6 protein-coding genes and 1 pseudogene are annotated in these 5011 nt (G+C 64.0%); all 7 read right to left on the bottom strand.

Annotated features, from left to right (window positions below; genetic code table 11):
• Positions 1-42: 42 nt before the first annotated feature.
• Entirely contained in the window at positions 43-837 is a 795-nt protein-coding gene (locus tag BRAO375_RS19490; RefSeq protein ID WP_009029164.1) for an SDR family NAD(P)-dependent oxidoreductase, read from the bottom strand.
• A 204-nt stretch (positions 838-1041) separates the two neighbouring features.
• Positions 1042-1488 carry a hypothetical protein gene (locus BRAO375_RS19485; RefSeq protein WP_009029163.1) on the bottom strand — a complete coding sequence of 149 codons (447 nt, stop codon included), beginning with the start codon at positions 1486-1488 and terminating at the stop codon, positions 1042-1044.
• 180 nt (positions 1489-1668) lie between these two features.
• Complete coding sequence (rplQ, locus tag BRAO375_RS19480) at positions 1669-2082, bottom strand: 50S ribosomal protein L17 (protein ID WP_006611863.1); 414 nt, start codon at positions 2080-2082, stop codon at positions 1669-1671.
• A gap of 131 nt (positions 2083-2213) precedes the next feature.
• Positions 2214-3245: a DNA-directed RNA polymerase subunit alpha gene (locus tag BRAO375_RS19475; protein ID WP_009029162.1), complete on the bottom strand. Its 1032-nt coding sequence runs from the start codon at positions 3243-3245 to the stop codon at positions 2214-2216.
• Between the two features lie 115 nt (positions 3246-3360).
• Positions 3361-3750 carry a 30S ribosomal protein S11 gene (rpsK, locus tag BRAO375_RS19470; RefSeq protein ID WP_006611861.1) on the bottom strand — a complete coding sequence of 130 codons (390 nt, stop codon included), beginning with the start codon at positions 3748-3750 and terminating at the stop codon, positions 3361-3363.
• Positions 3751-3878: 128 nt separating this feature from the next.
• A complete protein-coding gene (gene rpsM, locus BRAO375_RS19465) occupies positions 3879-4247 on the bottom strand; it encodes a 30S ribosomal protein S13 (RefSeq protein WP_009029161.1) in 369 nt (122 codons plus the stop codon).
• 197 nt (positions 4248-4444) lie between these two features.
• Positions 4445-5011 (bottom strand): annotated as a pseudogene (locus BRAO375_RS19460) (adenylate kinase); the annotation flags it as partial.

Raw genomic sequence — 5011 nt, 5'->3', positions numbered from 1 at the left:
TCGCTCCCGCTCATCTGGGCCATCTACGCAATGCGACGCAGCCTACGCAATGGTGTCGACAATGCCGCCCTCGGCGCGCAGGGCGGCGCCGTTGGTTGCGGAGGCTTGCTTGGACGCCACGTAGACGACCATGTTGGCGATCTCGTCGACGCTGGCGAAGCGCTGCAGCAGCGACGCAGGCCGGTGCTGCTTGACGAAGGATGAGGCCGCCTCCTCTTCCGACTGACCGTTCTGGCGGGCCAGATCCTTGACGAAGGTCTCGACGCCTTCCGACATGGTCGGTCCGGGGAGCACCGCATTGACGGTGACGCCGGTGCCGCGCGTCAGCTTGGCGAGGCCACGCGAGACCGCGAGCTGGGCGGTCTTGGTCATGCCGTAGTGGATCATCTCGGTCGGGATGTTCAGCGCCGATTCCGAGGAGATGAAGACGATACGGCCCCAGTTGCGCGTCAGCATGCCCTGCATGTACGCGCGCGCCATGCGGACGCCGGAGAGGACGTTGACCTCGAAGAAGCGGCTCCAGTCCTCGTCGGGAATTTCGAAGAAGTCCTTCGGCTCGAAGATGCCGGCATTGTTGACGAGGATGTCGACCTCGGGGACCGCGGTGACGATGGCGTTGCCGCCGTCGACCTGCGCGACATCGCCGGCGACGCCGCGCAGCTTGGCGTGAGGGATCGCCTGCTTGAGCTTCGCGACCGCCTCATCGACGCGCCCCTGGCTGCGGCCGTTGAGGACGACCTCCGCGCCGGACGCGGCCAGCCCCTTTGCGATGGCAAAGCCGATGCCGGCGGTGGAGCCCGTGACGAGCGCGGTCTTACCCGAGAGGTCGATGTGCATGAGCAGCTCTCCGTTGTGCTGGAGGGACGGATGTGGGGTCTCGTCGCCCGTCACCCAACGCGCTGCACGCAGAGCTGATCCTGTTTGACGGTAGCCCGGATGAGCGCAGCGATATCCCGGTCTCACGAGCTGCAAGATTGAACCCGGATATCGCTGCGCTCATCCGGGCTACGGTCCATGAAAGATCGGACCAGGGTCGCCCCTTCAGCTTGTGGTCCCGGTCAGAACCGCGACCTCGCATCGGCCCTTCAGCAGTTCCTCGAAGTCGACGGCAAAGCGGTCGAGGATCGCGTATTCGGTCAGGAAGCGGATCGACGCGCGGTTCTGCAGATCGGCGTCCGGCGTGCTCTGAACGGGCGTGGCCAGATCTGCATGCACCAGCAAGTGCCCGCGGACATCGAACGGCTTGATGGCGATCCGGACGCGGCATTGTGCGAAGCCTCGCTGGCGATCGAAGACGCCCCCTTCGATCATCGGCGGATTGTCCCACGACAGCGGATGGCAGCGCAGCTGCTTGACGAAATCATCCAGGTCGCGGCCGAACCACGCCTCGCCACGCGCGGCAAACGCGCCACTCCTGGCCGTGGCGATGATCTTGCCAGTGCCGTCCTCATCCCGCTCGTAGGCGATGTGCAGCTCTGCAATGCTCATGCGCGGCGCTCCGACCTATGTCGAGGACTCCAGTTGCGCAGCCCGGGTGAGCGCAGCGATATCCGGGGTCACACAAGCTGTGAGGGTGAACCCGGATGTCGCTACGCTCATCCGGCTACGGAGCGTCAAACGAAAACGGCGCCCGAAGGCGCCGTCTTGTAAACCTGGATCGGAGCGCGCTTACGCGGCTTCCGAGGTCTCCTGCACCGGGCCGGAATCCTGGCCCTTGGCATCGACATCGCGATCGACGAACTCGATCACGGCCATCGCGGCGTTGTCGCCGTAGCGGAAGCCGGCCTTGATGATGCGGGTGTAGCCGCCGTTGCGGTCCTTGTAGCGGGGCGCCAGCACGTCAAACAGCTTCTTCACCTGGTCGACGTCGCGCATCTCCGCGATCGCCTGGCGGCGGAGAGCGAGGCCGCCCTTCTTGCCCAGGGTGACGAGCTTCTCGACGATCGGCCGCAGCTCCTTGGCCTTCGGCAGCGTGGTGACGATCTGCTCGTGCTTGATCAGCGCGGCGCACATGTTGGCGAACATCGCCTTGCGATGCTCGGCGGTGCGGTTGAGCTTCCGATGAACCTTGCCGTGACGCATTGTCTTAGTCCTTCATTTCAATCTGCCGCGACGGTTCGTCGGACATGTTGCTCAGGTGGGCTGCCTGCGTTCGCCCGGTCGTAATCGTCATTCCGGGGCGCCTCGAAGAGGCGAACCCGGAATGACAAGCCTCAGTAGTGATCCTCGAAGCGCTTGGCCAGCTCGTCGATGTTCTCCGGCGGCCAGCCCGGCACTTCCATGCCGAGATGCAGACCCATCTGGGCCAGCACTTCCTTGATCTCGTTCAGCGACTTGCGGCCGAAGTTCGGGGTGCGCAGCATCTCCGCTTCCGACTTCTGCACGAGGTCGCCGATGTAGACGATGTTGTCGTTCTTCAGGCAGTTGGCCGAACGCACCGACAGCTCGAGCTCGTCCACCTTCTTGAGGAAGGCCGGGTTGAAGGCGAGGTCCGGGATGATCTCCTGGGCGACTTCCTTGCGCGGCTCTTCGAAGTTGACGAACACGTTGAGCTGATCCTGCAAGATGCGCGCGGCGTAGGCCACCGCGTCCTCCGGCGAGATCGCGCCGTTGGTCTCGATCGTCATGGTCAGCTTGTCGTAGTCGAGGATCTGGCCCTCGCGTGTGTTCTCGACCTTGTAGGAGACCTTGCGGACCGGCGAGAACAGGCTGTCAATCGGGATCAGGCCGATCGGCGCATCCTCGGGGCGATTGCGCTCGGCCGGGACGTAGCCCTTGCCGGTGGCGACCGTGAACTCCATGCGGATCTCGGCGCCATCGTCGAGGGTGCAGAGCTGCAGGTCGGGGTTGAGAACCACGATGTCGCCGACGGTCTGGATGTCACCGGCGGTGACGGCACCCGGGCCCTGCTTCTTCACGACCATCCGCTTCGGGCCTTCGCCCTGCATCTTGATCGAGATGTCCTTGATGTTCAGCACGATGTCGGTGACATCCTCACGGACGCCCGCGATCGAGGAGAACTCGTGCAGCACGCCGTCGATGTGCACCGACTGCACGGCGGCGCCCTGCAGCGACGACAGCAGGATGCGACGGAGCGCATTGCCCAGCGTCTGGCCGAAGCCGCGCTCCAGCGGCTCGGCGACCACGGTGGCGAAACGGGTCGCGTCGGAGCCCGGCGTGACCTGGAGCTTGTTCGGCCGAATCAATTCTTGCCAATTTTTCTGGATCGTCACTGTTTCACCCATGGGCCAGTCCATCTTGGGGGCGACTGACTGGCGTTGGAGAACCGCGCATCGGATCGCGGCAATCGAAATGGTTCAAAAGCAAGAGAAGGCGGACATGCTGTCCGCCTCCTTCAGATCAGACGCGACGACGTTTGCGCGGACGGCAACCATTGTGCGGGATCGTCGTCACATCGCGGATCGAGGTGACAGTGAAACCCGCAGCCTGCAGCGCGCGCAGTGCCGACTCACGTCCGGAGCCCGGACCGGCCACCTCGACCTCGAGGGTGCGCATGCCGTGCTCCTGGGCCTTCTTGGACACGTCCTCCGCCGCGACCTGGGCGGCATACGGGGTCGACTTGCGCGATCCCTTGAACCCCATCGTGCCGGCGGACGACCAGGCAATGGTGTTGCCCTGCGCGTCGGTGATGGTGATCGTGGTGTTGTTGAACGACGAATTCACATGCGCGACGCCCGAGGCGATGTTCTTGCGCTCACGACGGCGGACACGTGCGGCTTCCTTGGCCATATAAGTACCTTTCTCGAGATCTCAACGCCGCCGTAATGCCAGCGGCTACACCAAACGAGCGAATGGTAAATGGCGAATAGCGAGAAGGGCTTCCCCTACCCGCTACCCGCTCATTCGCAATTCGCCAATTACTTCTTCTTGCCGGCGATCGCCTTGGCCGGACCCTTGCGCGTGCGCGCATTGGTGTGGGTGCGCTGGCCGCGCACCGGAAGACCGCGGCGATGACGCAGGCCGCGATAGCAGCCGAGGTCCATCAGCCGCTTGATGTTGATGCCGGTCTCGCGGCGGAGGTCACCCTCGACGACGTAGTCGCGGTCGATGATTTCGCGGATCTGCAGGACTTCCTGGTCGCTCAGCTGATTGACGCGACGATCCTCGGCAATCTTCACCTTCTCGACGATCTCGCTCGCGATCTTCGGGCCGATACCATGGATATACTGGAGCGCGATCAGGACGCGCTTGTTGGTCGGGATGTTGACACCGGCAATACGGGCCACGGACTTCTCTCCTGTCACCGATCCAAGGACGGACCGGCTTTCTCTGTCGCTATCTCGGGCAGGTGTCCGCAAACGCGAACAAGACGCCCACCCCTCGATTCCCTAAGGGCCCGGCATCTTTGGAAAACTATCCGACTTCGATGCGGGCTTCTTAATGGATTCACACGGCGGTCGTCAACCGCCCCTACAAGATTCGATCACCTCTTGGCGCGCTTTTTTGCAGCCTTTGCAGAGGTTTTCCGGGTTCCCTTGGCCGCCTTGGCGGCGGCCTTGGGAGCCTTCTTCGCGGCCTTGGAGGCCTTCTTGGCGGCCGCCTTGGCTGGCTTTTTCGCAGTTTTGGCGGCCTTTTTCGCTGTCTTTCCGGCCTTTTTCGCCGGTGCAGCCGCCTTTGAAGCCGTTTTGGCGGCCTTCTTGGCCGATTTCGCCGGTGCGGCCTTCCCCGGAGCCTTGCTCGAAGCCTTGGCACTGCGCTTGGCGGGGCTGGCCTTCTTGGCCGCCCGGCTACCGCCACTCTTGCCCACGGCGGCCAGAATCCGGCCGATCTCTTCGGTCACCTGCTCGATCGGCATCATGCCGTCGACGGTCGCGAGCATCCGGTGGTCGGAATAATAGTGGATCAGCGGCTCGGTCTGGTCGCGATAGCTCGCCAGGCGCTTGGTGAGCACCTCGGGGGTGTCATCGGCGCGCACTGCCTCGCCGCGGGCGCGGGTCTCGGCGGCGCGGCGCTCGACGCGCTCCAGCAGCACACCCTCGTTGACCCGGAG

It is taken from the genome of Bradyrhizobium sp. ORS 375, from assembly GCF_000239775.1.
GTDB lineage: Bacteria > Pseudomonadota > Alphaproteobacteria > Rhizobiales > Xanthobacteraceae > Bradyrhizobium.
Note: the sequence above shows the minus strand (reverse complement) of the source record. Positions and strands in the feature narration are given on the sequence as shown.